Source organism: Streptomyces sp. NPDC051310 (assembly GCF_044455245.1).
Taxonomy (GTDB): domain Bacteria; phylum Actinomycetota; class Actinomycetes; order Streptomycetales; family Streptomycetaceae; genus Streptomyces.
Genome location: NZ_JBITEO010000020.1, coordinates 123,496 through 150,026, shown reverse-complemented (window position 1 = coordinate 150,026; position 26,531 = coordinate 123,496). Strand labels below are relative to the sequence as shown.

The window sequence follows — 26,531 nt, the reverse complement described above, 5'->3', positions numbered from 1 at the left end:
CCCGCGGCGCGGGTCCCACAGCGCTGCGCGCTGTGCAAGCGAACCCCCGCGCTGCGCGCGGGGGTTGCGCTCCCGCTCCGCGGGAGCGCTAGTGGGACGCTGCGCGTCCCGCTCAACCCGCCCGCTTCGCGGGCGGGTTGACGCTCCGTTCGCTGCGCTCTCGGAGCTTGTGGGACTCCGTCCCACGGCCGGTCTTCCGCTTCGCTGCAGACCGGCTGCAGCGGGTCCGCTGCGCTCCCCCGCTTTGGGCTTTCCGGCTTCGCCTTCAAGCCCATGGCCCGCTGCCGCGGGCCGGGCTGGCTACAGGGCGAGGGGCCGGGTGGTGGAGTTCAGGCGTTTGCGTGACGGGGAGTGATGGCCCGTCGGGGTGCGGCCTGATGCGCCGGCCTGGGCCCCGGGGCTGCCTGAAGGCGGTATAGCCAGAGGGAGGCGGCGGCGAGCAGGCCGGTGAAGACTGTCAGTAGGAGGAGGGAGAGCCACATCTGCCGGCTTCCGGGATGGGTCCATCCCGTCCATGCCGCGGCGGCCGCCCACAACAGGGCACCTGCCGTATAGAAGGCGCGGACTCGGCGCAGCTGCCGTACGGCCCGCAGGGACATGTGGTGTTCAGTCTTCGGCGCCATGCTGGCCCATGTACCCCGATCCACGCCATCCACCGGCGGTTAACTCAGCTCTTTCAGCTGCCCGTGCTGTGGTGGGGGCCCGTTCGAGTCGGCTTCCGGTGGTAGCGCGTGCATCAGCTTGATGCAGCATGTACCTTTGGTGGAAACACGGGACACGCCATGGGTGATGCCTTAGCGGATCCAGGTGCTGAATCTCGTTTCTGGTGGATCACATTGGCCGTACGCGATGGCTTTTTCGTATGAATGGCTGCCGAGATAGGTGCACGGCGAATAGATGGGTTGCGTGCCATACCAAACCGTCCAGACCAGGGCAGTAAGGGCAAGTGAGCAAGCCAGATGCTTCCACGTAGGAGGTCCTGCGAGGGGGCGGATCATGGGATTGATCATAGGACAGCGGGCTGAGGGTCGTGATTTCACTCAAGGAACACCAGGTAGATCAGCGGTCGGCGTTTCGTAAGTGGGTGGGATTTCCTGCAAGATCACGTGTGCCCCCGCAGGGTGCCCGGGGCACGATCGTGTCAGCGACCGGGTCGGGCAAGACGATCACGGCGGCCGCGTGCGCGCTGGAATGCTTCCGGGACGGGCGGATCCTTGTGACCGTGCCGACCCTGGACCTGCTCGTGCAGACCGCTCAGGCGTGGCGCTTGGTGGGGCACCGGGCCCCGATGGTGGCGGTGTGCTCGCTGGAGAACGACCCGGTGCTGAACGAACTGGGGGTGCGCGCCACTACCAACGCGATCCAGCTCGCCCTTTGGGCGGGGTCCGGGCCGGTGGTCGTGTTCGCCACGTATGCCTCGCTGGTGGACCGGGAGGGCATCGACGCGCCCGAGGGCCCGCGGAAGGTTCGAGGTCCGCTGGAGGCCGCCCTGGCGGGCGGGGAACGGCTCTACGGCCAGCGGATGGCAGGCTTCGACCTCGCCATCGTGGATGAGGCCCACGGGACCGCCGGTGATCTTGGTCGGCCGTGGGCGGCGATCCACGACAACCAGCGGATCCCCGCGGACTTCCGGCTCTACCTCACCGCGACCCCGCGCATCCTCGCTTCGCCCCGGCCTCAGAAGAGCGCGGACGATCAGGAGATGATGCTCGCGTCGATGGCCGACGACCCCGAGGGTACCTACGGCGCGTGGATCGCAGAGCTCGGGCTCTCGGAGGCGATCGAGCGTGAGATCCTCGCCGGGTTCGAGATCGACGTGCTGGAGATCCGCGACCCCTCCCCCGTCCTCGGGGAATCGGAGGAGGCCCGGCGCGGCCGGCGCCTGGCGCTGTTGCAGACCGCGCTCCTGGAGCACGCCGCGAGGTGGAACCTGCGTACGGTCATGACGTTCCACCAGAAGGTCGAGGAAGCGGCGGCGTTCGCGGAGAAGCTGCCCGAGACAGCGGCCGAGCTGTACATGAACGACGCCTCCGATGAGGACTTGGCGCGGGCGGAGGAGCTGCCCGCGTCGTCGATCGACGCGGAGTTCTACGAGCTGGAGTCCGGCCGCCACGTCCCCCCAAACCGGGTGTGGTCGGCGTGGCTGTGCGGCGACCACCTCGTCTCCGAGCGACGCGAGGTGCTGCGCCAGTTCGCAGGCGGCATCGACGCGAACAACCGGCGCGTGCACCGGGCCTTCCTCGCCAGCGTTCGCGTGCTCGGCGAAGGCGTCGACATCACCGGCGAGCGGGGAGTCGAAGCCGTCTGCTTCGCCGACACCCGCGGCTCGCAGGTGGAGATCGTGCAGAACATCGGCCGGGCGCTCAGGTTGCACCGCGACGGCTCCACCAAGGTCGCTCGGATCATCGTGCCGGTGTTCCTGGAGCCGGGCGAGGACCCGCAGGACATGGTCGCCTCCGCGAGCTTCCGGCCGCTCGTGGCCGTGCTCCAGGGCCTGCGCTCGCATGACGAGCGCGTGGTCGAGCAGCTCGCCTCCCGGGCGCTCACGAGCGGCAAGCGCAAGATCCACATCCGGCGCGACGAGGACGGGCGGATCGTCGGGGCCGGCGGCGCGGGCGACGGCGAGGGCCAGGAGGACGACGACACCCAGGCTGCCGCTGAAGCGGCCCTGCTGCACTTCTCCAGCCCGCGCGACGCCGCCACGATCGCGGCGTTCCTGCGGACCCGGGTCTACCGGCCGGAGTCGCTGGTGTGGCTGGAGGGCTACCAGGCCCTGCTGCGCTGGCGCAGGGAGAACGAGATCACCGGCCTGTACGCCGTCCCGTACGAGACCGAGGTCGAGGTCGGCGTCACCAAAGACTTCCCGCTCGGGCGGTGGGTCCACCAGCAACGCAAGGCACTGCGAGCCGGGGAGCTGGAGGACCGGCGCAAGACCCTGCTGGACGCCCCGGAGGCCGGGATGGTCTGGGAGCCCGGCGAGGAAGCGTGGGAAGCCAAGCTGGCCGCGCTGCGGTCATTCCGGCGGGCCATGGGGCACCTCGCACCCCGCCAGGACGCCGTCTGGGGCGAGGCCGAGGCCGAGGGGATGGTGCCCATCGGGCAGCTCATGGCCAACCTCCGACGCAAAGGCGGCCTCGGGAAGGACCCGAAACGGGCGGAGCAGCGCGCGGCGCAGCTGGCCGCGATCGACCCCGACTGGAACTGCCCCTGGCCCCTGCACTGGCAACGCCCCCACCGCGTCCTCGCGGACCTCGTCGACGCCGACGGCCACCTGCCTGACATCGCACCCGGCGTCCTGTTCGACGGTGATGACATCGGGCGGTGGCTCCAGCAGCAGAAGCAGCCAGGCACCTGGGCGCAGCTGTCGACCGAGCAGCAGCAGCGGCTGTCGAAGCTGGGCGTACAGCCCGACCAGGCGCCGTCTCCCGCCCCGGCCACCAAGGGTGCGACGAAGGGCCAGGGCAAGGCGCAGCAGGCGTTCCAGCGGGGACTTGCGGCCCTCGCGCAGTGGGTGGAACGGGAAGGCGCCCACCGGCCCGTACCGAGGAAGGCAGTGGTGATCTTGCCTGACGGGACCGAGACCAAGCTCGGCATCTGGTACAGCAACACCAAGCAGAGGCGCGACAAGCTCACCCCCGAACAGCTGGACGCACTCCGGAAACTCGGCATCCACTGGGCATAGTCGGCGCGGCGGTGACTCGTCTGCTTACCCGGTCGGCACCTCAAGCCCGATCCGCCCGGTCCGCGTTGGCCTGTCACATCGATTCGTAATGCGCTTTGTCAACCGGCCCGGGCAGCTTCGAGAGCGGTCAGATGGGCGATGGAGCGAGGGTCGTGGTGACGGACCGCTTGCGGAGTCCTTCTGCCAGGTGCGCCATTTCTACAGACGTGCCGACCATGCCGGCTCCCCTCAGGTCGGCAGCCGCCAGCCGGGCTTCGCCCAGTGACAGGTGCCGCACCTCGCGCAGGGCTCGCAACACAGGGACGAGACTGGCCTCCCTGGTCGCCAGGTGAAGCCGAGTGACCCCGTGCTCGGCCAGCAGTGCCTGCCTGATCTCTTCGGGAGCTGGACCTGTGCCCATCTCGCACCATGCGCTGCCGCAAACTTGGCACCGTCCTTCGGCGCCCCAGCGTAGCTGTCCCCGGTCGATGAACTGACCGACGTCGCGGACCAGCATGCCACCACAGGTCGCGCACGGCGAGGTGACCTTAACTCCCTGGGTCACGGTGATCATTGGTCTCTCCCCCGTGATATCGATCTGTCTGATCCTGGTGCACGCACTGAAGCCGGACGACTAGGTTGCCCGGAGATCACGGATCGGCGGCACGGGCGTCATGCGGCGACTGGATCCGGTGGCGTTGTCGCCCGCAGGGCGGCGGCCGTCGCCAACCATCACGCCGTGGAAGGAGTACCACCACCCGTCTCCCGGGCGGACAACGCGGCAACCAGACCGCGAGCTCGGGCAGAATCGGCTGGCGTACGGCGGCGTCGGCGCGAACGGCACGCTAGCGCGCCGCCGTACGGCGGCCGCGGAGCGGCAGCTCGGACGAGCGGCAGCTCGACGAGCGGCGCAACGTCTGAACGGCCGACCCGAACGCACAGCGGAGCGCGGCGCACGGGGCACGAGCGCGCGGCCGTACGGCGGAACGCCCCGGTGAACGGCGTTCCCGGCCATACGGCGAGCAGCGGGACGGCCTGGCCTCGGAACGGAGCGGCGCCCGCTGCGACGACCAGTGCGGCCGCCACCGACGCGGGGCCATCCCGCGGACGCGGGGAGCAGCCGAGGTAGACGACGCCGGTCCCGAATGCACCGGGGCCATCCCCGTGGGCACGGGGAACAGCGTCCCCGCAGGCACGGGGAGCAGGCGGTGTCGGCAGGCTCGGCCGGGGCCCGGGGTGGCCCCAGCGCGGACGAGCGCAGCGATGGCGGGCAGACTGCGGAGCGCGGAGTAGCGGCCTGGCGCTCCCAGGACTGTTCGGCTCCGGCGTAGTGCGCCGCCCAGCCCACCGGGCGGAAATGCTGGTGAGCGGCGCACCGCGCCGTCCGCCGCTCCGCACGCACACAGCCGCCGTACCCGTGCCGGCTCGGCGGTGCGCGCGCTCATCACAGATGCCTTTCTCGGGGTCGTGCTCTCGGCGCGGGGGGGGGTGCCACTCCCCCACCGCAAAGGAGGCCGGAGCAGCCAGAAGGCCTCCCCTCGGGACCAGGGCTTCGTGCTGCCGGGCGCCTTGTGTGCGCCCCGAACCTACTTGGTGGACTGGTGGGGCTGCCGGACCGGGGGCCCAACCACGGTGTGCCGGTCCAGCAGCCCGGGGACGCGGCACCGTCGGCGCCAGCGGGCCCCTTGGGGGTGCGGTGCGGGCGGCGGTGGGGGCCGTGCCCGCACCGCGCGGTCAGCGGCCGGGCCAGGGATAGCGGCGGGCGAGGACCATCCACTCCTCATCCACCCTGCCGGGGACGAGACGGCCGTCGCTCTCCCACCGGCCGGCGAGATCGGTATAGATCGGCTCCAGGTCCGGGCGGGGAACCGTTTCGCTGCCGTCTCGCTGCCCCGATGCCCGAGCCGCTGCGGCGGGCGATTCACCAGCTGGTCTCCGAAGCGGTCATGAACTGCTAGGAGGCGCTGCGCTACACCGAGCCGGATATCGCACGCGACTGGAAGCGGATGCCGCTGATCCGTGCCACGGACGCCTCCGACGCGATGCACATGGCTGCCATGCTGATCGCCGCGTACTGCCAGCGCACCGGCATGGCCCTGGACACCCTCGCGTCGTACCTCCAGACGCAGCAGCAGCGCAGCCGGGCGGCAGGGCCGGGGGAGGCCGAGCGGGCGCACCTGGCCGGCCTGCTCGGTGAGGAAGCTCCCGAAGGTGCCGGTGACAGCGGGTTGGCGCGCACGCGTGGCTCTGTCCGTGAGAACGGGCTCTGGTTCACTTCTTGTGGTCGCATACGTAGCGTGACCGTTCATCGTCGAGCGCCGACGGTGAAGGTTGCCAGAAAATCGTCCCGCCCGAGTGTGGGGGCGTCGACAGTTCTGCGGCGTGAACGAAGTACCGCCGCAGCTGGATGAGCTGCTGTTCTGGTCGGTGGAGAAATCGGTGGAGTCGGTCGAGGTGGCTGACACGGTTGTCCGGGTGGCGGCCAGGACCATGGCCAGGCGGGCGGCCTGTCCGGGCTGCGGGTGCTGGTCTGGGCGAATACACGGCTCTTACCTGCGGTTTCCCCGTAACCTGCCGACAGCAGGCAAGCTCGTCGTGGTGTCGTTACGGGTGCGCCGGTTCGTCTGCGCGGAAGACTCCTGCCCACGCAAGACGTTTGCCGAGCAGGTGCCTGGCCTCACGCGTCGGTTCGGTCGGCGGACGGAGCGGCTGCGATCGACGCTGGTCTCGGTCGGACTCGCGCTCGCAGGACGGGCCGGCGCCCGGATGGCAGATGCCTTCGGTGTTCCGGTCAGTCGGAACACCCTGCTGAGGCTGATCACCTCGCTGCCGGATCCGGCCGCCTCCACGCCCCGCGTGGTCGGAGTCGACGAATACGCTCAGCGCAAGGGCCGGATCTACGGAACGGTGCTCGTCGACGTCGAGACACGCCGCCCCGTGGACCTCCTGCCGGACCGGGAGGCGGACACTCTCGCGGCCTGGCTGTCCGAGCGGCCCGGGATCGAGATCATCTGCCGGGACCGCGCCCTCTTCTACGCTGAAGGCGCCACCCGCGGCGCCCCGCAAGCTCTCCAGGTCGCCGACAGATGGCACCTCTGGCACAACCTCGGCGAAGCGGCCGAGAAGTGCGTCTACCGGCACCGCGCCTGCCTGCGACCGTCACCGGCACAGCTGGAGGAACCACAGCAGGCGTCGGAGTCGCCCGCGTCATCGCTGTGGCCGACAGGGCACCGATTCGCTGAGCGGACCCGCGCCAAGCACGCCATCGTCCACACGCTTCTGGCCGCCGGCCACAGCAAGCGGTCCATCGCGCGGCAGCTCGGCATGGGCCTGAACACCGTCCTCCGCTTCGCCCGCGCCACCGAGCCGGAGCAGCTGTTCACCGGCCAGTGGCAAAGCCGCCCCACCAAGCTCGATGTCTTCAAGCCCTTCCTCGACCAGCGATGGCAGGCAGGCTGCACCAACGCCTGGAAACTGTGGGAGGAGATCAAGGAACAGGCTACCCCGACGGCTACGGCAACGTTCGTGACTACGTCAGCAGAACTCTCCGCAGCAAGCCCCAGCCGGTCGGGCCCCGGCCACCGTCAGCCCGCGCCGTCACACGCTGGATCCTGACCCACCCCGACGCCCTGGCCGAGTGCGACCGGCTCCAGCTGAAGACGGCCCTGGCCAACTGTCCCGGACTGACGGCACTTGTCGAGCACGTGCGTTCCTTCGCCCGCATGGTCACCGAGCTGCAAGGCGACCGATTGCCGGAGTGGATTGAATCCGCCCGAGCAACCGCCGACCTGCCCAGCCTCAGCCGATTCGCCCAGCACCTCGAACGCGACCTCGACGCGGTCATCGCCGGCCTCACGCAACCGTGGGACTCGGGTGTCGTCGAAGGCCATGTCAACCGGATCAAGATGCTCAAACGTCAGATGTTCGGCCGCGCAGGCTTCGAACTCCTCCGCAAGCGAGTCCTATTAGCGTGATGTCCACGGTTAGGACCCAAGGGCGCGAGATCAGTCACCAACGAACCAGACGTATCGGTGAGAGCCTTCCTCCGCAGTCCGGCACAAGGCTCGCACCGCATCAACCCAGGGGCCACCTCGCTCTGCCGGCAATCGGCCCAACTCTGCAAGCAGCATGGGTATTTGCCAAATATTGAAGACGGTGTCGGCGAACGGGCAGACACCGGCGAGCATCGGGAACTGCGACCGCTCGATTTCTGCGAGCGACTCGTCCCAGGCGACGCCATGCTCGGACCCAGCCACCACGGTCCCGGACTCGTGACGAACCTGCAGGTTGATCATCTCGTCAAACTATCGCCCGGGGAGCCCACAGCCCATCCAATTAGACGGAAGCTGAGTTCAGCGGGGTCAGCCGCACACCCGCATAAACGAGTCGTCACAGTTAGTGACGACCCACAGAGAGTGGACCAGAGCCTGAGAACGGGCAGCGGATGTACACCGGGTTGGGAGGCAGCCGCTGCCCGAGGGGGAATCGAAATGTTCACGGGCTTCGACGGCAGCACTGGCACGAAAAGGTTGCTGGTGGGGTGCGTTGGAAAAACGGATGGCCGGGGGTGAGCGTGACGAGTCAGGATGCTCCGCATGACATTGCCTACCCCCGAACTGCACACCGCCCGCCTGCGACTACGGCCGTTCACCGACGCCGACGCGGCGCCGCTCTACGCGCTGCACAGCAGCGCCCACGTGCTGCGTTACTGGGACTCTCCGCCGTGGACCGAACCGGCCCGCGCCCAGCGCTTCATCGCCATCTGCCGGACGATCGAGGAGGAAGGTACGGGAGCGCGGGTGGCCGTCGACCGCCTCTCCGACGGCGCGTTCATCGGCTGGTGCGGCCTGACCAGCTGGAACCCGGACTTCCGCAGCGCGTCCCTGGGCTACGCCTTCGACGCCGCCGCGTGGGGCCACGGCTACGCCACGGAGACCGCGCACGCCGTCCTGCGGTGGGCGTTCGACACCCTGGATCTGAACCGTGTCCAGGCCGAGACCGACACCCGCAACGTGGCGTCCGCCCGGGTCCTGGAGAAGCTCGGCTTCGTCCGCGAGGGCACCCTCCGCGAGGACTGCGTCGTCAACGGCGACGTCTCCGACTCCTGGGTCTTCGGCCTCCTCCGTCGCGAGTGGCACCCGACGGCCACGCCGACGGTTGGCCGCCAGGACCGAGACCTGCCCGCCTCCCCCACCGGTTCCGACCGTCCGCACCGCTGGAGCATCCAGTAGCTCGTAGGGTCCGCCCGGAACGGCAACATTCTCATCGGCGTGGGCGGGTGCTGTCGCTTCTCGTGAACATCGAACACGTCGCGGTCCGGGTGCCTCCCAAAGCACTGAACAACTGCTGTCGAAACCGGGGCTCTGGCTCAACTTCTGTGGTGAAGGGCCGACGCTCTGCGGGTCGGGCCGGTGGCCTGGGAGAAGGGGACGTCAGCGGGTTGGTCAGCTGCGGACACGAGCGCTCACGGCACTGTTCGCTGGGCTTTCCTCGCTGCCGAGTGTGGCCACTGCTCGCCAGTTTCCCTGACCGTTCGCCCATGCTCCGCTCAAGGCACTCCACGAGGAAACCGACGAGATGCAGGCGGTGCGCTGCGGAAGTAGTTGACCCCGGAGTCCCAGCTGGGACACCGGGCCACAAGCTGCCTTGCATCTGGGACGTATCGGGCATGACGCTGTGGTCTCCGGATGCGCGGTGTGCGCCTGGTTCGTACGCTGAGGTCAGGGGCAGAGCTGGCCTGGGAGCCTGCTGATGACAGACAGAAGGGTGTCAACCGGAATGGCCTCGCCCCAGGACTCGGGCCCCCATGAATGGCCCGGGGGGTGCCTGCAGCCGCCAGAGCAGGAGATGCTCGACCGTGTGGCGGCCGAGGAGCGTCTGGACCTGGCTGGTGGGGCTGGGGTGGACTGGTCGACCATGCCAGCCTGGGGCGCCGAGCGGACTATCAGGGCAGCTGTGCTGCGGCGCCTGTTGGTCGAGCCCCAGTGGCCCGTGCACCCCAAAGGGGTACGGCTACGCGCCACCAAGATCAGCGGCCACCTAGACCTTGAATCGGCCACCCTGCGTTGCCCGCTCGTGTGCGAGGACTGCTTCTTCGACAGCCCCAAACCCGTCACCCTCGACTACGCCACCGGCTCCCACATCGCCCTGCTTCGTTGCTCACTTGCTGGCCTCAGAGGCGACACACTCGTCGTCACCAAGGACCTCGACCTCACTGGTTCGCTCTTCAGGGCAGGCTCGGTGTCCCTGCAAGGTGCGGAGATCACCGGCCGGCTGTCCCTCCGTGGGGCCGACCTCACCTGCGCCGACATCAACGGCATCGCACTGATGGCCGACCATCTGAAGGCTGGCGTCGTGGCGCTTGACCAGGGTTTCTCCGCAGCTGGTGCGGTGCGGCTGCCGGGTGCGGAGATTACAGGCAAGCTGTCCCTCCAGGGGGCGAAACTCACTCACGCCGAGAGCAACGGCACCGCGCTGATGGCCGACAAACTGAAGGCTGGCGGCGTGTTGCTTGACCAGGGTTTCTCCGCAGCTGGTGCGGTGCGGCTGCCGGGTGCGGAGATCACCGGCCAGCTGTCCCTCCAGGGGGCGAAACTCACTCACGCCGAGAGCAACGGCAATGCGGTGGTCGCCGACAAACTGAAGGCCACCGCAGCGTTCCTCGACGTCGGGTTTTTTGCGGCTGGCGCGGTGCGGCTGCGGGGTGCGCAGATCACTGGCCGGCTGTCCCTCCGTGGAGCGAAACTCACCCGCGCCGACAGCGACGGCAATGCCCTGTCTGCCGACGGGCTGAAGGTCAGCGGCCACGTGGCCCTAGACGGGGGTTTCAGTGCGGTCGGCACGGTCGATCTCAACACGACGCGCATCGACGGGTCCTTGCTTATCGGTGGCGAGCTGTGTGGCGAGCCAGCGTTGCTGGCGGCAGGAATGCGTGTGGGCCACGAGCTGCGGTGGCAGCCGAAGCAGCCAGTGGCGGGTTTGGTCGACCTGGACCGGGCGTCGGTGCACCGACTGGTGGATGACTGGAGCCTGCCGTTCGCCCACTGGCCACCGACAGGGCAACTGCGGCTGGTGGGGTTCACCTATGACGGGTTCGGCGACGACAACTCAGACACGTCGGAGAGACGCCTGGACTGGATCCGCCACTGCCACACCATCGCCTCGCCCGGGAAGCCAGGCAGATTCGCCTTCCAGCCATACGAGCAGTTGGCCCGCGTCTATCGGCAGGGTGGGCGGGAGAAGGATGCCCGCACTATCGCCATCGCCCGCCGTAACGACCTGCGCATCTACGGTGACCTCGGCCCCTGGCGGAAGATGAGCAGCTGGCTGTTCGACAAGACGATCAAGCACGGGTACCAGCCGCTGCGCGCCGTCGTACTGCTCGCCGCTGTCTACCTTCTCGTCCTGCTCGCCGCCTGGGGAGCCCAGCACCACGACGCCGCCATTGTTCCGGCCAAGGACACCAAGAGCATCAGTCCCGCCCCCACACCACAGCACTGCACCAAGAACTACCCTTGCTTCTACCCGGCTGGCTACGCCGTCGACGTGGTCATCCCCCTGATCAAGACCCACCAGGCCGACAACTGGCGCGTCAATGGCAACGCCCCTTGGGGTTGGGCCTGGATCGCCGGCACCTGGACGGCGACCGGTTTGGGCTGGGCCCTATCCACCCTCGCCGTCGCTGGTTACACCGGCCTCATCAGAAAAGACTGATCGGCTACTCGCCCGACCACAGCCGCTTCGTCGACGGCAAGGGCCGTGGCTATCAGGATCGGCCGCCCTCCGCGCGAAAGTCGAGCCGCTGGACAGGTGCGTCCCGTTCTCGGGTTCTGGCTCAGCTTCGCGGGGGATCAACTTCCTGACCTGCCATTTCCCCGCGCTCACCGACCCGATCCGCCAGGCATCGGATCGTCACCACAGAAGTTGTGCCAGAACCGAAACCGGTGAACAAAGCCACGCGTAGAAGGAAACGCTCCGGCCGTCGCTTCCGCTGCTGGTGGCGCCAGCAGTGATCAGTGCACCCGTCAGCTCTTCCGAAAGCCGGTCCACGGGGAGCTGTAGCAGAGCGTCAGGCAGTCCATGTCGGGCTCCTTCGGTTCGCGCGCGGGCGTGGACGACGGGGGAGGGGCCGAAGGCGTTGTTCGACGCGGCGGCGGGCTGGCTGCGCGAGGGCCGGGTGCTGCTGCCGGGGGTGAGCCGTCTGGCCCGGCTGGTGGGCACGGTGCGGGAGGCGGCGAACCAGCGGCTGTGGGACACCCCTGTACGAGATGCTGGGCGTCGGGCAGCGGGCGGTGCTGGACTCGCTGCTGACGGTGCCGCCGGGTGAGCGGGGCTCGGAGCTGGACCGGCTGCGCCGGGGGCCGGTGCGGGTCTCGGGCCCGCAGATGAAGCGGGCCCTGGAGCGGGCGGAGGAGATCGCCGCGCTTGGGATGGGCGCCGTGGATGTGTCGGGGATACCGCCGCGGCGGCTGGCGGAGCTGTCGCGGTACGGGGTGGACGGCAAAGCGTCGCTGCTGCGCCGGCACTCCGATGCCCGCCGGTTGGCGACGCTGCTGGCCACCACGGTCTACCTCACCTCAGGCGGTGGACGACGCGCTGGACCTGCTGGAGGTGCTGATCGCGACGAAGCTGCTGGCGAGGGCGGAGCGCGAGAGCGCGAAGGAGAAGCTGAAGACTCTGCCGCGCGTGGAGCGGGCGTCGGCGAAGCTGGCGACCGCGTTCCAGGTCGTCTTCGACACCACGAGCGAGCAGGTCGACACCGACACCGGGGAGATCGCGCCGCCGAAGGTGGAGAGCCTGGAAGGGATGTGGGCGGCCATCGAGCAGGTGGTGCCCCGCCACGAGCTGGCCGCGGCCATCGCCGCGCTGTTCGAGCTGACCCCGCCGCTGGACTCCGACGCGGATGAGGCATGGCGGGCCATGCTGATCAACCGGTTCGGCACCGTCCGGCCGTTCCTGAAGCTGCTGGTCAGCGTGGTGGACTTCGACGCCACCCCGGAGGGCGAGCCGGTGCTGGCCGCGCTGCTGTCACTGCCGGAACTGATGGGCCGCAAGAAGGTCGGCCCCGCCGAGATCGACACCGCCCTGCTGAGCGGCTCGTGGCGGCGTCTCGTGCTGGCGGCGCCGCACCTGGAGCCGGGCACGGTGGACTGGAAGGCGTACACGTTCTGCTGCGGCAGTCCGTCAGGGGTCATCCCCGCAAGCACAGGGAGCAGGAGGACTTCCGCAGCATGTTGTCGCGTTCGTTGGGGCCATCCCCGCAAGCACGGGAAGCAGGTGTCATCGGCCGTGCGCAGCAGCCGGTAGACGGGGCCATCCCCACGGACACGGGGAACAGCCCAGTCGCGGCGGCGGCCTGTCGTCAAAGGTTCGTTATCGGACACCGCCGCTCGCACCATCAGCCTGCTCCCGCCAGTGGGCGAGGTAATCCTGGGTGACCATGGTGGCGGAGTGCTCGGGGCCCAGCACCCGCAGGGAGTCGGCCAGCAGATCTGCGAACGCGGTGACAGCCCCGGCCACATCCCCCGCCTCCCCCCGCCAGTAGGCGACGTTGTGCCGCGCGGCCAGAGTCTCGGGGTGGTCGGGGCCCAGCACCCGCAGCCGGTCGGCCAGCACATCTGCGAACGCGGTGACAGCCCCGGCCACATCCCCCGCCATCCCCCGCCAGTAGGCGACGTTGTGCCGCGCGGCCAGAGTCTCGGGGTGGTCGGGGCCCAGCACCCGCAGCCGGTCGGCCAGCACATCTGCGGTGGCGGCGGCGGCCCCGGCCACATCCCCCGCCATCCCCCGCCAGTGGGCGAGGTTGTGCCGGGCGGTCAGAGTCTCGGGGTGGTCGGGGCCCAGCACCCGCAGGGAGTCGGCCACCAGATCTGCGAACGCGGTGACGGCTCCCGCCACATCCCCCGCCATCCCCGCACCCTTCCAGTAAGCGAAGTTCTGCCGGGCGGACAGAGTGTCGGGGTGGTCGGGGCCCAGCACCCGCAGCCGGTCGGCCAGCACATCTGCGGAGGCGGTGACGGCACCGGCCACATCCCCAGCCTCCCCTCGCCAGTAGGCGAGGTAGTGCCGGGCGGTCAGGGTGTCGCGGTGGTCGGGGCCCAGCTTCTGGTGGGCGGTGGTGTGCAGGTCCTGGAAATAGGCACGGGCGGCGGTGACGAGTCCGGTGAGGCCAAGGCTGTTGCCGGTGTGGAAGAGAACCGGGTGTCCGTCGGGCTGCCACAGGGCGTCTGCGGCGTGAGCAGTCAGGGCGGCGGTGTTGGCGCGCAGAACCTGGCCGAGCGCAGTGTCGCGTTCGACCTCGGGCCAGGCCTCGTACAGGGCGTCGGCACAGGTCCGGGCCGCCTTGTCGCGTGCGGCGGGGCGCAGGGCTTCCCGGGTGGCACGTTGGACAAGGTTATGGACGCGCACCTCCTGGTGAGGGGTGTTGGGGGTGTGGTCGACCAGGCTGAGCCGGTGTAGGCAGCGCAGCGCGTCGGCCGCATCGTCCACCCCGACCGCGCGCAGGGGTACGTCGGGAGCGGTGCCACCGTCGGGGGTGCGGTGTTCGGTGAGGTAGACGAGGGCGGTGGGCGAGGTCAGGACGGTGGCGGGGATGCCGTTGGGGTCGAGCAGGGCCACCAGGTGGAGCATGGGGCGGGCCAGGCCCGCCGGGCGGAGCCGGTCGGCGTGTTCGGTGGACAGAGACCAGGTGGCGGCGACCGTGGCGCGGTGGGCGTCGGGAAGGCCGCTGTCCTCGGGGACCAGGTCGGGCAGCGTACGGGCGCGGTCGGCCAGCCGTACGCGGTAAGTGACGCAGTCCAGGTGAAGGTCGAGGAGATAGGTGACCGCCTGGGCCAGTGCCAGCGGCAGATGGCCCAGGTCGCGGGCGAGCTCCTCGACCTGTCCGGGGTCGTCATGGCGGCCTTGGGCGGCGAGTTTGGCCTTCAGGTAGCCGACGGCCTCGCCCTCGGTGAACAGGCCGACGTCGATGAGGTGGCCGGGCAGGGCGGCGTCGCGGCGGCGGGTGGTGACCACAGTGCGGCCGTTCGGGCGCGCGGGCGGCCACAGATCACCCCGTCCATCCGTGCCGTTCAGGTGCGCGGGGTCACTCACGTCGTCGAGGACGATCAGCCATCGCCGGTCGGTGGACTGGGCCCAGGCCAGGAAGCGGACGGCGGCCCGCTCAGGGTCGTCGAGGCCGGCGCATTGAGGGTCGTCGGGGTCGGTCACCGTGACAGCGGCCTCGGCGTAAGCGCTCAGGACCGCGTCCCTGCTGGTCGCGGTGACCCACACCAGGAGATCCACCGCCCCGGCCTGCCACGCGGTGCGGGCGTGGTGGGCGGCGAGCTGAGTCTTGCCGACTCCACCGGTCCCGGACAGCACCTGGCACAGCACCGCCGGCCCACCCTCGGCCACCGCTCGCTCCAAGGCATCGACGGCATCGCGGTGCTGGAAACAGTCCGCCTGCCGCGGGACCACGCCCACCAGCCGCGGCCACGAGAGCGGCGCCCGCGGCGCGGCATGGTGCGTCACCGAATCGGCGCGGCCGACCACCAGGGCGCCGGACTGCGCGTAGAGCGATGTCTGAGCAGAGATGTGCGGCGCCTGGCTGGCGCCGGGTCCGGTCAGCGCTGCTCCGGCCCCGGCACTGGAGGGTTTCCAAAGGACACGTCGCCCATGCGCAGGGCGGCCGCCGACCCGCGGTCGGCCTTGATGTCGGCGTTGCCGCCGATGGCGATGCCGTCGTCCCCGGCCGTGGCTCCGCCGGCGGCCTGCCGGGCCACCAGTTCGCGCAGTTGCCCGGCGGCTTCCTCGCGGTCCGCCTCGCCCAGACTCTCCAGTAGGACCTCGCACCGGGCCTGCCAGGATGCTTCCAGCCGGGCACGGACATGGTCGGCGCCACCGGGGTCGGCGCGGTCCAGTTCGACGGCCGACCGGTCCAGCCGCTCAAGAACCACCTGGCTTTCCCGCGCGTCCCGGCGGCCAAAGATTTGGGCCGCCCGATCCCGGAATCCCGACCACACCTCGGTGCCAGCCGCCGAAGCCACCGCCGCCCCGAACGCCGATGCCAGAACAACCAACGCCTGATCCAACATGTCATCCCCCCGCAAGGCGGCCAGCCCCCACGTCCTTATGCCGGTGCAGCGTACCCAGCCGGGCACCTCACGAACCGCCACGGCATGTCCTCGACGCCTCAGCCCCGCAGCGGCCGGTGTCGAGCTGCGCGCGAAAACTTGCCTTTACTGATGCCGTTGTACGTGCGCGAGTTGGAGGACCTCGATGAGAGAGCCCGACCTGCGTGTCCGGGTCAGGCCCAAGGACGGCGCGGCCTTGGCGCGCCCTGTACGGCGACCGGCCCGGCACAGCCCCCGTACAGGGCGATGACGTACAGCAGCGCGGTCGCACGGCGAGCACGGCGAACGAAGACGCCTGCCGTCCCGCTCCGCCCGACCGTACGGCGGCGCCGTGGAAGCGGCGACCGCACAACGACCTAGCAGGCGCCGTACGGCGCACGACGGAGCCGCAGGCACGCGCGAAGTGCCGTACGACGGGACGCACGGCGCAGCGGCAGCCCGGCAGGCGGCCCAGCGGGCCCGGCGCCGGCACGCAGGACCTCAGCCAGCGCACGCTCCAGGCACGGATGGCGGCCCCCGCCACCACCAGCCGCAGTCGGCCGGAACACAGCTCGGGCCGAACGGCGCGTGAACACCACATGCTGAACGGCAGCTCGGCGGAAGGAAGCGGCCTGACGATCCCGGCACGGATGGCGGCCGTACGGAAAAGCGGCCCACGCAGACGGCGGCGACCACACGACCAGCAAGGCCCGGCCGGAGGCGACCCGGCCAGCAGCCGTACGACAACCCCGGCGGTCGGCGGGCGCACGACAGGCGGCAATGCGGCGGCAGCCGCCGGCAGAGCGCCGGACCGCAGCCGCGCCCGGTAGTAGCCGTGGAGGCCGACGACACCGAAGTGGCCGTCGGCTGCCTCGAGGACCTTCACGGTGTTGTCGACCTTCGCCTCGGTGGTGTTGGCGAACACGAACGCGAGTGGCACCAGGCCCTCCCGGCCGGTGGGCGGGTAGACCCGGCGCCAGTTGGTGGCGTGGCTTGCGGCGTAGTCGAGGAGGCAGTCCCGCAGGGTGGGTGTCCAGCAGGCCGACGGGCAGCTCCCTCTCACCCGCCCGGCCGTCCTGCCGCCGGCCGGGCGGGTGAGGGGCTCGGCGAGGGTGTGCAGGTGGTCGAGGACGGCCGACAGGTCATCGCCGAGGCCGGTGCCGGTGCGCCACACGAAGGTCTCGGGACAGAGCGTCCACGGGGCGCTCAGAGCGCGATGAGTGAACAGCCGCTCCATCTGCGCGCGCCGCTCGCCGTACGGGACGTGCAGGAGCTCCTGGCCCTCGCCCTGGAGGACGTCGAAGGCGATGAAATGCGCGGGCCCGCGGTGGGCAGCGACGGCAGAACGCCGCGCGAGCGCGCGGCCGTGCGAGCAGTGGGTACCAAGACCCCGGCACGGGACGACGGAGCTGCAGCTCGGCACGGAGCGGCGAAAGGCCGGACGGCGGCCGGCCTGGCCGGACCCAGGGCCCGTGGGCAGTGCCTGGCCGACCTCATCGGCGGAGGCAGGCAGGTACGGCGACCTCGGCGCTGAGCGAAGCGGAGCGGCGACCGCACGACGACCTCGCACGGCGGGCGGCCCCGGTACGGGCAGACGCAAAAACAGCGCGGCTTTGACGCGCGCAGCACGGCGGATGGCCCGGCATGGGCGAAGCGGAGCAAGGGTGTACGGCCAACAGCGGCGCCGTACGGCAGGCAGCGGGGGCGGGCGGCGATGCCGGCCCGAACGCACGACGGCCGCCCGTCGAACTGCGCGCGGTACGCCGACCGAGCCACGACCGGCCAACCGCCTGACAGCGAACACACGACCGCCCGCAGCGCGGGGCGGCGCTGCCGAAAAACAGGCGCGGTCGGCGGCACGGCGGACCGCAGGCCCCCTACGACGAACTGCGGGGCGCGGCGGCCGTGCAGCGACTGCCCGAACACGCAGCGACGGCAGATGGCCGACGCGGTCCCAGGCACGACGGCCGTACACGAGCGGCGCACGAGCACGCGGCCGCGCCGAGCGGCGCACGGCAGGAGGCGGGCACGCGGCGGCGGTAGCGGGCGCGGCACGACAGTTCGGCGGCGCTGCCCTGGTACAGAACGGCGGGCGGACCTTGACATCGCAGCGGGCGCAGAGCGACGGGTCACGCCCGAACCCGCCCCTGCCGGGAAGCCGGCGCACTTGTCGCAGCGCACCGCGCTGCTCCTCTTCATAGCCGTCGTCAGCGGCATCGGCACATAGCGGTGGCCCCAGCAGGAACCGGGCACCTGGGCGCAGCTCCTCCCCGAACAGCGGGAACGACTGTCCTCGGTGGCGGTGGCCAGCCGTGTCGTGGCCGGGCCGGTGCCGTGGAGATGGAGCAGCACGGGCAGGGCGATAAGTCCAGCGCAACCGCCCAGCGCGGAGCAGGGCGCGCTGGGCACTGGGCGACCGTGCGGCGCGTACGGAGGAGAGGCCATCGGTGGCAGCGCGGGCAGCAGGCAGCGGAACGGTGCGCGAGCGCGCGGCCCAGCCGGGCGCGGTGACCACCACCAGACCCTCCGATCCGCCGCGGCCGCGCAAGGCAACGGACAGCCGACACGAGGCAGCCGTACAGGGACCCCGGCCAGCCGCCGACAGGCGCGGTACGGCGGGCCGCGCGGCTGGAGCGGCGAATCCGCGGCATCGGCATCCGCATCAACTAGGCCTGGAGGCTGTCATGGCGACGCTCTCCGGGCCTGGCTGTGACCGGGCCAGCCTCATCACACGGGGCCGACATCACGCTCATCTGAGGGGCGTCCCCTGATGCCCACTGACCGGGTTCTTATACTCCGTTTATCTGCCTGTATCCGGGTACGTGCGAAGGGACAGCGTGATCTTGACGCGGTCCCCGGTGGAGTGCATCAGGTGCTTCGCAAGACGGATAGGGATGCATACCCATGAGCAGTGTGAACCCGGCCAGCGGTCCGGCCCACCACGCGGGCGCGGACCCGGCTGCGTACCGGCCCCGCCGACTGTCGACGGAGACGAAGTCGGCGCTGAAGACGACGGAGTTCTTCATCTATCTCGCCTCCGTGGTGGCAGTCCTGATCGCCTCCATGGTCGTGGGCACCGAAGACGGCCACCGTGACTACTTCCGCGCCGATCAGGCATGGCTCTACGTCGTGATCCTGACCGTCGGCTACATGATTAGCCGTGGACTGGCCAAGTCCGGCAGCCGCGAACCCTACGACGACTCCCACTGACCCTCCACCGCACGCACGCATGGCCCTGCCACACCCGGCAGGGCCATGCGCCATTCAGCGCAAGCTGGTCACCCTTCTTACCGGCCCTCACCGCGTCGACGGGCGTGGCGTTCCCCCGGCAGATGCAACGGTGCGAGCACATGCGGGCCGGGGAGTTACGGCACTCCCAGCCGAAACAGCGGCTCGACCTGCCGCCCCGGACCGGGAACGTACACGTGTCCGCGCCGAGCGCGGCGTCGCGGATGGCGGAGCGGCTGACGGCGGTGGCCCGCGGCACCACCAACAAGATCACACCGCCGGCGTTGCCGCCGACAGCACGCGCACCGCTCTCGACGAACTGCGCCGGGCCGGTGTCGCACTGAGCGGCGAGCCCGTCGTCGTCACCTGAACAACCCGGCCGGCACACCACAACAAGCCCGCACACCGGGCTCATCGCGGCCCCTCGCCCTGCTGGCAGTGGTCCCAGGCCGCTGTGGAGGCGCTGAACGCCGAGACCATCCGTGCCGATGCCCTCCCCGCCGATCTCCAGCGGCGCGGCGGCGGGCCGTATCGCCAGAGCCCTGGGGGCAGGAGCGGCCTCGCCGCTCCTGCCCCCTGCCCGTGCGTTACACCGGCAGCAACTGCCACTGCCTGCTTCGGTGGTCGCCCTCCGCCCAGCGCTGCGTGATCACCACAGGCGCGTTGGTTTCGACGCCCAGAAGCAGACCGCTGCTCCGGTTCGCGATCTCGTAGACCCGGGGGTCGTCGGCTACGGTGCCCATCGGGATCAGCCGCCAGTGCTGATGGTGTGCCTCGTCGCCTTCGTAGGCGCGCTGCGCGACCACCGCCCCGGGCGCCCCCCGGGCTTCGTCGACCTCCAGAACCTTCCCGCTGCGCACGTTCTCCATCATGTACACCACGTCGCCGCTGTCGCTCTTCCCGGCTACGACCAGCCGCCATCGCTGCGACTGGCGGGGAGCGGCGAGCGACTGCTGGATTTTGGCCCCTTCCTTGAGCGACTCGCGCGTGACCCCGATCCGCAGCCGGCTGCGGACGCTCGCCCAGGAAACCACCGTGCCTGATTCGGGCAGTCCTGCCATGGCGGCCGCCGCGACCTTGCGGACGCGGTTGTTGACGTAGTCGGCGATGTAGAGGGCGCCGACGCAGTCGACCGCGAGCCCGAATGGGTAGTTCAGCTGTGCGGAGGTGGCGGGGCCGCCGTCACCGCTGAAGCCGTCGGTGCCCGTGCCCGCGACCGTGCTGATCGTGCCGTCCCCGGCGACCCTGCGGACTCGGTGGTTGTTGTGGTCGGAGACGTAGAGGGTGCCGGTGGTGTCGGCTACCACGCCCAGGGGGAAGTCCAGCTGTGCGGAGGTGGCGGCACCGCCGTCACCGCTGAAGCCGTCGGTGCCCGTGCCCGCGACCGTGCTGATCGTGCCGTCCCCGGCGACCCTGCGGACCCTGTGGTTCTCGGCATCGGTGATGTAGAGGTCGCCCGCGCCGTCCACCGCGACGCCGTACGGGCTGTTCAGCTGAGCTGTGGCGGCAGGCTCGCCGTCGCCGGAGAATCCCGGGGTTCCGGTCCCGGCGATTGTGCGGATCTGCCCGTCTGGTGTGACCTGCCTGACCCGGTGGTTGTCGGTATCGGCGATGTAGAGGTTGCCGGTGCTGTCCACTGCGACGCCGTACGGACAATTCAACTCGGCGGCAGCGGCGAGGCCGTTGTCACCGCTGAACCCGGCAGTGCCTGTGCCGGCGACGGTGCCGATCTGTCCGTCGGCCGTGACCTTGCGGATCCGGTGGTTCTCGGAATCGGCGATGTAGAGGTTTCCGGCACGGTCCACCGCTACCTCACGCGGGCTGTCCAGCTGGGCTGAGATAGCAGGGCCCTGATCGCCCCCGGATCCAGGAGTGCCGGTCCCTGCCACCGTGCGGATCCTGCCGTCCGTGGTGACTTTCCGGACTTGGTGATTGTTGTGGTCGGAGAAGTAGAGGGTGCCCGTGCTGTCCAGCGCGAGGCCGTAGGGACGGTCAAGCCGGGCCGCGACAGCGGGCCCGTCGTCTCCTACGGCCCCGGCATCTCCGGTACCGGCGACCGTAGTGATCTGGGGGGCGGAGTCTTCACCCTCCGTTGCTGCTGTCTGGGCCTTGCTCATCGTCATCCCCTCACCGTGTCTCGGGCGGCCAGGACTGAGGTCTTGCCGATCGTGTCCGAAAACCGAAGGAGCGGCAGGCGGCAAGCGCGCCCGTGCGTGGACGTCGTGGCGATCACTCGTCGACCGTGTACTGCAAGGTCATCTGGGTACCGTTGCGCGTGATCCCCACGGGCACCGCGATTCCGGCTCGCTTGCCGGCGAGGACGGAGCTGAGGGATGCCGCCGACGTGACGGGCTGACCGTCGACGGACGTGATGATGTCCTTGTCCTTGAACCCGGCGGCGGCGGCGTTCAGGTCGGGGTCGACGAAACGGACCCGGGCGCCTCCTCCCCCGGGGACGCTGCTGACGTAGCCGCCGAAGGCCCCGGGAGTGCCCTGGGTGATGTTGACGGTCCAGTCCACCGTCACACCTTCAAAGGTGAGAGTGCCGGTGAACCGGCCACCTGCCATGGGTGCGTCATCCGTGGCGACGACGTCGACCTTCCAGGGCCGGCTCCACACGTGGTTGTTGCTCTGCAGGGAGAAGCTGGCGGACGAGCCGTCGGGAGCGATGGACACGGGGCAGCTCATGCCGCTGCACCAGGGGTCCACCCGGACGATGCGCGTGTACTGCGGAGCCTGGATCTGCACGTGCCCCGGACTTGAGCGGACCCGCCCGTCCGGCGGGAACTCGACCGTCCCGGCCGGCCCCGGGGCATCGAGATCAGGGACAGACGACGGAGGCGTCGGCGCACGGAGCGCCGTGACCGCACCAGGAGCGGCCGCAGCAGTGGCTCCGGGCGCCAGTCCTCCGAGCAACAAGCTCGCTCCCAGCGCGAGCACCGTGCATGCCGTCGTGGGCCTACGCATGAATTCTCCCAGTTGATCGAGTACAGAAGATGTAGGCGCCTCCATAGCGGACATCCTGGAGTACGCCAGTGCAGTGCGACAGCGAGACCCCGAGCAGGAGTGGTGCGTGCAGTGTTCGGGCAGTGGTTCTGGCTTCCAGCGGTGGGCAACCGGTGACCGGGCCGGAGCGCTGCGTCTCGCCCCCCAGGGGCAAGGATGTGGTCCTCGGCCCGTGTGCGGGCAGCGAGACGCTCTGGCTGACGAACCGGTGCCGTAGCACTGGACCGGCCGGGGTGGCCGGTTCCGCACCGGGGACCGCATCCAGGCGCCGTATGCAGGACTGCAGCCTGGTGACCCATTGTTGAGGTGCTGTTATTTGCTGTTTCAACTCGGGGCTTATCGGGTTCGGAAGCGGCGGTAGAGGTTGCGGGCCACGTACACGCCCGGGCCGCCGAAGCCGACGATGTCGACGCGTCCGTCGCCGGTGATGTCGGCGAGGAAGCGGGGGTGGCGGTCGACCCGCCAGGCGCCGGCGTCGTCGTGGTGGCCGAAGCCGCGGCACACCAGTTGGGCTTGGTCGAACTGCCCGTCGCCGCGGTTGTGCGACACCCAGACGCCTTCGTCGCCGAAGCCGACGATGTCCGGGGAGTTGTCGCCGGTGACGTCGGCCAGGAGCCGCAGGTGTTTCTTGCCGGTCCATCCCTGGGCGAGTCCGAAGTCGTTCAGGACGAGTTTCGCGGGCTCGAAGGTGCCGTCGCCGCGGCCGCGGGCGACGACGACGCCCTGCGGGCCGAAGCCGACGATGTCCACCGCTCCGTCACGAGTGGTCGGAAGCAGGAACCGGGGGTGCTCCTCGGCCGTGCTCCATCCATGGTCGACCCCGAGGTCGTCGAGGACGTACAGGGGTTCGGCGAAGGCGCCGTCCTCGTCCTGGAGGGAGATCCACAGTCCGTCGTCGTGGAAGCCGGCGATGTCGGCGCGTCCGTCGCCGGTGGTGTCGACGAGGAAGCGGGGGTGCTTGTCGGCCAGCCAGCCGCCCGCTTTCTCGTTGTGGCCGAACGCCTTGAGGGCGGGTTCGTCGGTGAGTGGTGCGAAGGTGCCGTCCTCGTCCTGGAGCGACAGCCAGAATCCGTCGTCGTGGAAGCCCGCGATGTCGGCGCGTCCGTCGCCGGTGGTGTCGACGAGGAAGCGGGGGTGCTTGTCGGCCAGCCAGCCGCCGGCTTGGACGCCGTGTCCGAAGGCCTGGAGGGCCGGCTCGCCACCCGAGGGCTTGAACGTCCCGTCCCGATCTCGTGCAAGGACACGGAGGCCGTCGGCGGAGAGGATGACGATGTCGGGTTTTCCGCCGCCTGTCGTGTCCGCGAGGGTCCACAGGTCCGCCGGACTCTCGGCAGGTGCCGCTGGGTGCAGGACCCGTTCGTCGTCGAACGTGCCGTCGCCGCGGCTGGAGGCCGTGACCAGGCCCGTCGCGGGTTTGAGGCCGACGATGTCCGCTCCTCCCGCTCCGGAGGTGTCGGCGAGGAACCGTGCGCCGGGCCCGGCCCACCAGGTGGGTCGCCCGTCGGGTGAGCGGTTGACTCCGTCGCTCCTCCACCCGCCGGCCTCCTGATCGCTCCCGAAGGCCTCAAGGACCAGCAGCATGTCGCTGAAGGGGGGTGTGGCACCGGGTGCCGGGCGCAGTGCGGGCGAGCGGGTCAGCCGCCAGGACTGGCGGCTGTTCCAGTGGCTCAGTGGGGCCCAGCGCAGCACGGGGTCGCTGGCGCGCTCGGGCTCGGCCGTGACGAACTGCCAGCGCTGACTCTTGGCGTTCTCGTCGTACTCGCTCAGGACGACCGCGGTGTCGTCCTGGCCGGGGCCGGTAATGGCGGGACCGGTGAGGTCGAGGACGGCGCCGTCGGTCGCGGTCTCGATGAAGTAGCAGCCGGCTTCGCCCTCGACGGGGACGACACGCCACTGCTGGGCCTTGTCGTTGGCGGCGGCGTTCCACTGGCGGACACCGCGGTCCGCGGCGGCTGGGTTGTCGAGCACCTTGCCGTCGGCCGCGTTACGGATCACGTATGCCTGCTCGTCCTGTGTCTGTCCGCCTTGTGCGGCCTGCACGGGGACGAGTTGCCACAGTTCCGGGCTCGGGCCGCCGTCCGGCAGGTCACGGACGACGAGTGCCCCCTCCGCGCCCGGCGCGTCCTTGGCGCCGAGGGTCTTCCCCGTGGCGGCGTTGACGATCTGAAGCTTCAGCTCTTGCGTGGGTACGGGCATCGCGCTGCCCCTTCCAGGCGGTGCGGGCGTAGTTTCGGGATGGGTCTGATGCGGCGGTGGCTGCCGGTCACGTGAAGACGTGGTGGTAGGGGACGCTCCACTCGTTGGGCAGCCGCGGGTAGAAGGTGTTGATGACCGTCCCGGTGAAGTCGCCGCCCCAGTTGTAGGTGAGGCGCACCTCGCTCTTGGCGGCCACCGCGTGGTCCTTGAACCCGAGGATGGTGTCGGGGTGGGTGATGGGCACAAAGGTGATCCCGCCCCATGGCGTCACCGTGACGACCCAGAGCTGTGTGTCCTCGGGCGCGCCGTTCTTCCCGCGCCACTTGTCGTCGACCTTGTCCGGCAGTCCCACCTGGACGGTGTCGGCCGGGCTCGCGGGGGCGTCCTGGTGAACGGTGATACGCCGGCGCTGCGGCTTCGGGGTGCCGTCGTCACCGCGCCCGGTATCGGTCTGCCCCGCGGCAGCGGGCGCGGACGGCACCTGTCCGGCGACGGCGGGGGTGGGCGACGCCTGGCCCGCGGCGCTCTCGAGGAAGTACAGGGGGCGCTGCCCGAAGAAGCCGGCGGGGGTGATGTACCAGAGGTGGCCCTTTGCCTCCTTGGTGGGCGAGTCCAGTGTGGTGGCCAGTTCGACGCCCTTGTCGTGGACCGAGTCCGCCAGTTCGGCGGGCCGCAGGTAGCCGCCGTTGAAGGCGTGGACGAGCATGACGGGCCGGTTCTCGACCAGTGCCGCCACGATCGCGTTGTCGTAGCTGTTGACCGCTACCGGGCCGCCGACCACCAGGTTCGACATCGTGGTGCGTTCTTGGGTGTACATCGCGAAAACCTCACCTGTTGTAGATGTGGAGAACAACGCGTCGGACGCTCAGCGATATGACCGATAAACCACTGCGGTCGACTCCACAGATTTACTGCACAGTCAATCCGCTGGCCGGGAAACGCTAAAGCAAGCACATGGCCGAAGAAAGCACCTTCTTCGGAGGAAAAAATGCGAGGCCGGTTTCCCAGGAAGAGCTATCGGAGGTGTCCGACCGCGCGATCGACACTTCCCGAAGTTACCGTTGAACGAGGCAAGTTGAAAAGGCATGGAGCTTTAATCACCCGATTGAGGGTGATGGACGGTGACACCTTTCAGGGAGTTACAGGCCGTGCTAGCTTCGATCGCCAGAGCGCGCACTTCGTTCACATTTACCGAGCGGTATTCGGCCACGCTAGTCGAGGATGGGGAATGTCTTCCACCGCGTACAACCTGGGACGGACCAAGCGCCAGCCGCTGACGAAGAAAAACCTGCAAGAACTCCACATCGACTGGCAGGCTCTGCTGAACCACCCCAACCTGGTCCATGTCGACAACTCCGGCGTGCGGCACAAACCCATCGGGCTCTCCGTGAACAAGCAGCGTTACGGCACCTTGCCCGATCCCGTGACCACCGCGTTCCAGCTGGGCTGGATCGCTTACATGCACCTCGGGGAGCCGCTTATCGAGGAGCGGTGCGACATCAGGCAGCCCCCGCCCGACATGTGCTCCTCGCGCGTCTACGTCAACCGCAGTCAGACGTCCAAGATGACCTTCACCGACTCGGTCGATTTCACCGTGTCGAACGACATCAAGTGGTCGCTCCAAGGGGATGCCAAGCTCACCTTCGGCGGCAGCATCAGCGCACAACTGCAGTTGCAGCTGCAGAACCAGCTGCGGATGGACCTCCAGGAGCAGATGCAGGCACAGTGCCAGAACGAGGTGTCGAACAAGAACGCGAACACCGTGACGAACAAGAACAGCCAGGACAGCCGCGGAGTGGACAACGCGAATACCACCGAGAACGCGGTGCGGAACGCGGCGACGAACTCCGTGTCGAACGCGGTGACGGATTCGGTGGGCTTCACGACCACGGGCAGTGCCACCGGCAGCGGCACGCTCAACGCTTCGCTCGCGCTGGGCATCCAAGGCTCCGTGAGCGGTTCGCTGAGCACCAGCTGGGCATCGAAATCGCAGATTTCCGGCGAGATCCCCCCGGGCGGCCGCGTGGAGACCGTCGTTACCCAGCGGCGCTGCCACAAGCACTACTGCTACGAGATCCCGGTGACCTTCTCCGGGTTCATCGCGGTGTATTACGCCGTGCCGGTGCCGGTCCTGTCTCCCCCGCAGTCCGACGGCTATCCCGGCCTCGACCAGCTGGTCGCCCGCCCCATCAGCATCCTCGACCTGGCCGGCGGCGGCTTCCACCTGCACGGGCTGGCCGAGGTCGTCTCCGTCCTGGACGTCCACCACACGATGTTCGACTGCCAGAGCCTGACCGACAGCGACCGCTCGCTGCACAAGCACCGCCACGACGAGGACGACGAATAGA

At 69.7% G+C, this 26,531-nt stretch carries 18 protein-coding genes and 1 pseudogene; 10 read left to right on the top strand and 9 right to left on the bottom strand.

Annotation, left to right across the window (positions count from 1 at the left end):
• The first annotated feature begins 1,030 nt into the window (after positions 1-1,030).
• The gene (locus ACIA79_RS26035) at positions 1,031-3,682 is read left to right on the top strand and encodes a Helicase associated domain protein (protein ID WP_399430750.1); all 2,652 of its coding nucleotides are present in this window, start codon (positions 1,031-1,033) and stop codon (positions 3,680-3,682) included.
• A gap of 127 nt (positions 3,683-3,809) precedes the next feature.
• Here ACIA79_RS26035 and ACIA79_RS26030 read toward each other — a convergent pair whose 3' ends face one another.
• Positions 3,810-4,235, bottom strand: a complete 426-nt coding sequence (locus ACIA79_RS26030; protein WP_399430749.1) for a hypothetical protein — start codon at positions 4,233-4,235, stop codon at positions 3,810-3,812.
• A gap of 1,395 nt (positions 4,236-5,630) precedes the next feature.
• Positions 5,631-5,765 (bottom strand): hypothetical protein, encoded by a 135-nt coding sequence (locus ACIA79_RS26025; RefSeq protein ID WP_399430748.1) that lies wholly within the window; start codon positions 5,763-5,765, stop codon positions 5,631-5,633.
• A 278-nt stretch (positions 5,766-6,043) separates the two neighbouring features.
• On the opposite strand from ACIA79_RS26025, the gene ACIA79_RS26020 reads away from it, so the two are divergent.
• On the top strand, positions 6,044-7,276 hold the full coding sequence (locus tag ACIA79_RS26020) for an ISL3 family transposase (protein WP_399430747.1): 1,233 nt from the start codon (positions 6,044-6,046) through the stop codon (positions 7,274-7,276).
• Positions 7,270-7,635 carry a transposase gene (locus ACIA79_RS26015; protein WP_399430756.1) on the top strand — a complete coding sequence of 122 codons (366 nt, stop codon included), beginning with the start codon at positions 7,270-7,272 and terminating at the stop codon, positions 7,633-7,635. Before ACIA79_RS26020 ends, ACIA79_RS26015 begins: the two co-directional genes overlap by 7 nt.
• A gap of 30 nt (positions 7,636-7,665) precedes the next feature.
• Here the strand turns inward: ACIA79_RS26015 and ACIA79_RS26010 are convergent, their stop codons facing one another.
• Positions 7,666-7,956 (bottom strand): hypothetical protein, encoded by a 291-nt coding sequence (locus tag ACIA79_RS26010; RefSeq protein WP_399430746.1) that lies wholly within the window; start codon positions 7,954-7,956, stop codon positions 7,666-7,668.
• Between the two features lie 300 nt (positions 7,957-8,256).
• Between ACIA79_RS26010 and ACIA79_RS26005 the strand changes: the two genes are divergently transcribed.
• The 3 genes and pseudogenes from ACIA79_RS26005 to ACIA79_RS25995 all read left to right on the top strand — a co-directional run.
• Positions 8,257-8,892 carry a GNAT family N-acetyltransferase gene (locus ACIA79_RS26005; RefSeq protein WP_399430745.1) on the top strand — a complete coding sequence of 212 codons (636 nt, stop codon included), beginning with the start codon at positions 8,257-8,259 and terminating at the stop codon, positions 8,890-8,892.
• A gap of 616 nt (positions 8,893-9,508) precedes the next feature.
• A complete protein-coding gene (locus ACIA79_RS26000) occupies positions 9,509-11,374 on the top strand; it encodes a hypothetical protein (protein WP_399430743.1) in 1,866 nt (621 codons plus the stop codon).
• Positions 11,375-11,756: 382 nt separating this feature from the next.
• A pseudogene (locus ACIA79_RS25995) lies at positions 11,757-12,832 on the top strand (Tn3 family transposase); the annotation flags it as partial.
• Positions 12,833-13,033: 201 nt separating this feature from the next.
• Here ACIA79_RS25995 and ACIA79_RS25990 read toward each other — a convergent pair.
• Both ACIA79_RS25990 and ACIA79_RS25985 read right to left on the bottom strand, forming a co-directional pair.
• On the bottom strand, positions 13,034-15,055 hold the full coding sequence (locus tag ACIA79_RS25990; protein WP_399430742.1) for a tetratricopeptide repeat protein: 2,022 nt from the start codon (positions 15,053-15,055) through the stop codon (positions 13,034-13,036).
• Positions 15,056-15,264: 209 nt separating this feature from the next.
• Positions 15,265-15,816 carry a hypothetical protein gene (locus ACIA79_RS25985; protein ID WP_399430741.1) on the bottom strand — a complete coding sequence of 184 codons (552 nt, stop codon included), beginning with the start codon at positions 15,814-15,816 and terminating at the stop codon, positions 15,265-15,267.
• 1,153 nt (positions 15,817-16,969) lie between these two features.
• Here ACIA79_RS25985 and ACIA79_RS25980 point away from each other — a divergent pair.
• The 3 genes from ACIA79_RS25980 to ACIA79_RS25970 all read left to right on the top strand — a co-directional run bounded on the left by ACIA79_RS25980 (position 16,970) and on the right by ACIA79_RS25970 (position 19,325).
• Positions 16,970-17,287, top strand: a complete 318-nt coding sequence (locus ACIA79_RS25980) for a hypothetical protein (RefSeq protein ID WP_399430740.1) — start codon at positions 16,970-16,972, stop codon at positions 17,285-17,287.
• Between the two features lie 1,370 nt (positions 17,288-18,657).
• Complete coding sequence (locus ACIA79_RS25975) at positions 18,658-18,963, top strand: hypothetical protein (RefSeq protein ID WP_399430739.1); 306 nt, start codon at positions 18,658-18,660, stop codon at positions 18,961-18,963.
• Between the two features lie 215 nt (positions 18,964-19,178).
• Entirely contained in the window at positions 19,179-19,325 is a 147-nt protein-coding gene (locus ACIA79_RS25970; RefSeq protein WP_399430738.1) for a hypothetical protein, read from the top strand.
• A 243-nt stretch (positions 19,326-19,568) separates the two neighbouring features.
• On the opposite strand, the gene ACIA79_RS25965 is transcribed toward ACIA79_RS25970, so the two are convergent.
• The 4 genes from ACIA79_RS25965 to ACIA79_RS25950 form a co-directional block, all read right to left on the bottom strand.
• Complete coding sequence (locus ACIA79_RS25965; RefSeq protein WP_399430755.1) at positions 19,569-21,098, bottom strand: RICIN domain-containing protein; 1,530 nt, start codon at positions 21,096-21,098, stop codon at positions 19,569-19,571.
• A 112-nt stretch (positions 21,099-21,210) separates the two neighbouring features.
• Positions 21,211-21,729, bottom strand: a complete 519-nt coding sequence (locus ACIA79_RS25960; protein ID WP_399430736.1) for a PDZ domain-containing protein — start codon at positions 21,727-21,729, stop codon at positions 21,211-21,213.
• 594 nt (positions 21,730-22,323) lie between these two features.
• On the bottom strand, positions 22,324-24,183 hold the full coding sequence (locus tag ACIA79_RS25955; RefSeq protein WP_399430735.1) for an FG-GAP-like repeat-containing protein: 1,860 nt from the start codon (positions 24,181-24,183) through the stop codon (positions 22,324-22,326).
• A 67-nt stretch (positions 24,184-24,250) separates the two neighbouring features.
• A complete protein-coding gene (locus ACIA79_RS25950) occupies positions 24,251-25,000 on the bottom strand; it encodes a hypothetical protein (protein ID WP_399430734.1) in 750 nt (249 codons plus the stop codon).
• A 411-nt stretch (positions 25,001-25,411) separates the two neighbouring features.
• On the opposite strand from ACIA79_RS25950, the gene ACIA79_RS25945 reads away from it, so the two are divergent.
• Positions 25,412-26,530 (top strand): hypothetical protein, encoded by a 1,119-nt coding sequence (locus ACIA79_RS25945; protein ID WP_399430733.1) that lies wholly within the window; start codon positions 25,412-25,414, stop codon positions 26,528-26,530.
• The last annotated feature ends 1 nt before the right edge of the window (position 26,531 follow it).

Excerpts from the sequence above, each read along its gene's own strand:
- ACIA79_RS26030 (WP_399430749.1), bottom strand. The coding sequence starts at position 4,235 with ATGATCACCGTGACCCAGGGAGTTAAGGTCACCTCGCCGTGCGCGACC.
- ACIA79_RS26010 (WP_399430746.1), bottom strand. The coding sequence starts at position 7,956 with ATGATCAACCTGCAGGTTCGTCACGAGTCCGGGACCGTGGTGGCTGGG.
- ACIA79_RS26005 (WP_399430745.1), top strand. The coding sequence starts at position 8,257 with ATGACATTGCCTACCCCCGAACTGCACACCGCCCGCCTGCGACTACGG.
- ACIA79_RS26000 (WP_399430743.1), top strand. The coding sequence starts at position 9,509 with ATGCTCGACCGTGTGGCGGCCGAGGAGCGTCTGGACCTGGCTGGTGGG.
- ACIA79_RS25980 (WP_399430740.1), top strand. The coding sequence starts at position 16,970 with ATGAGTGAACAGCCGCTCCATCTGCGCGCGCCGCTCGCCGTACGGGAC.
- ACIA79_RS25975 (WP_399430739.1), top strand. The coding sequence starts at position 18,658 with ATGAGCAGTGTGAACCCGGCCAGCGGTCCGGCCCACCACGCGGGCGCG.
- ACIA79_RS25965 (WP_399430755.1), bottom strand. The coding sequence starts at position 21,098 with ATGAGCAAGGCCCAGACAGCAGCAACGGAGGGTGAAGACTCCGCCCCC.
- ACIA79_RS25955 (WP_399430735.1), bottom strand. The coding sequence starts at position 24,183 with ATGCCCGTACCCACGCAAGAGCTGAAGCTTCAGATCGTCAACGCCGCC.
- ACIA79_RS25950 (WP_399430734.1), bottom strand. The coding sequence starts at position 25,000 with ATGTACACCCAAGAACGCACCACGATGTCGAACCTGGTGGTCGGCGGC.
- ACIA79_RS25945 (WP_399430733.1), top strand. The coding sequence starts at position 25,412 with ATGTCTTCCACCGCGTACAACCTGGGACGGACCAAGCGCCAGCCGCTG.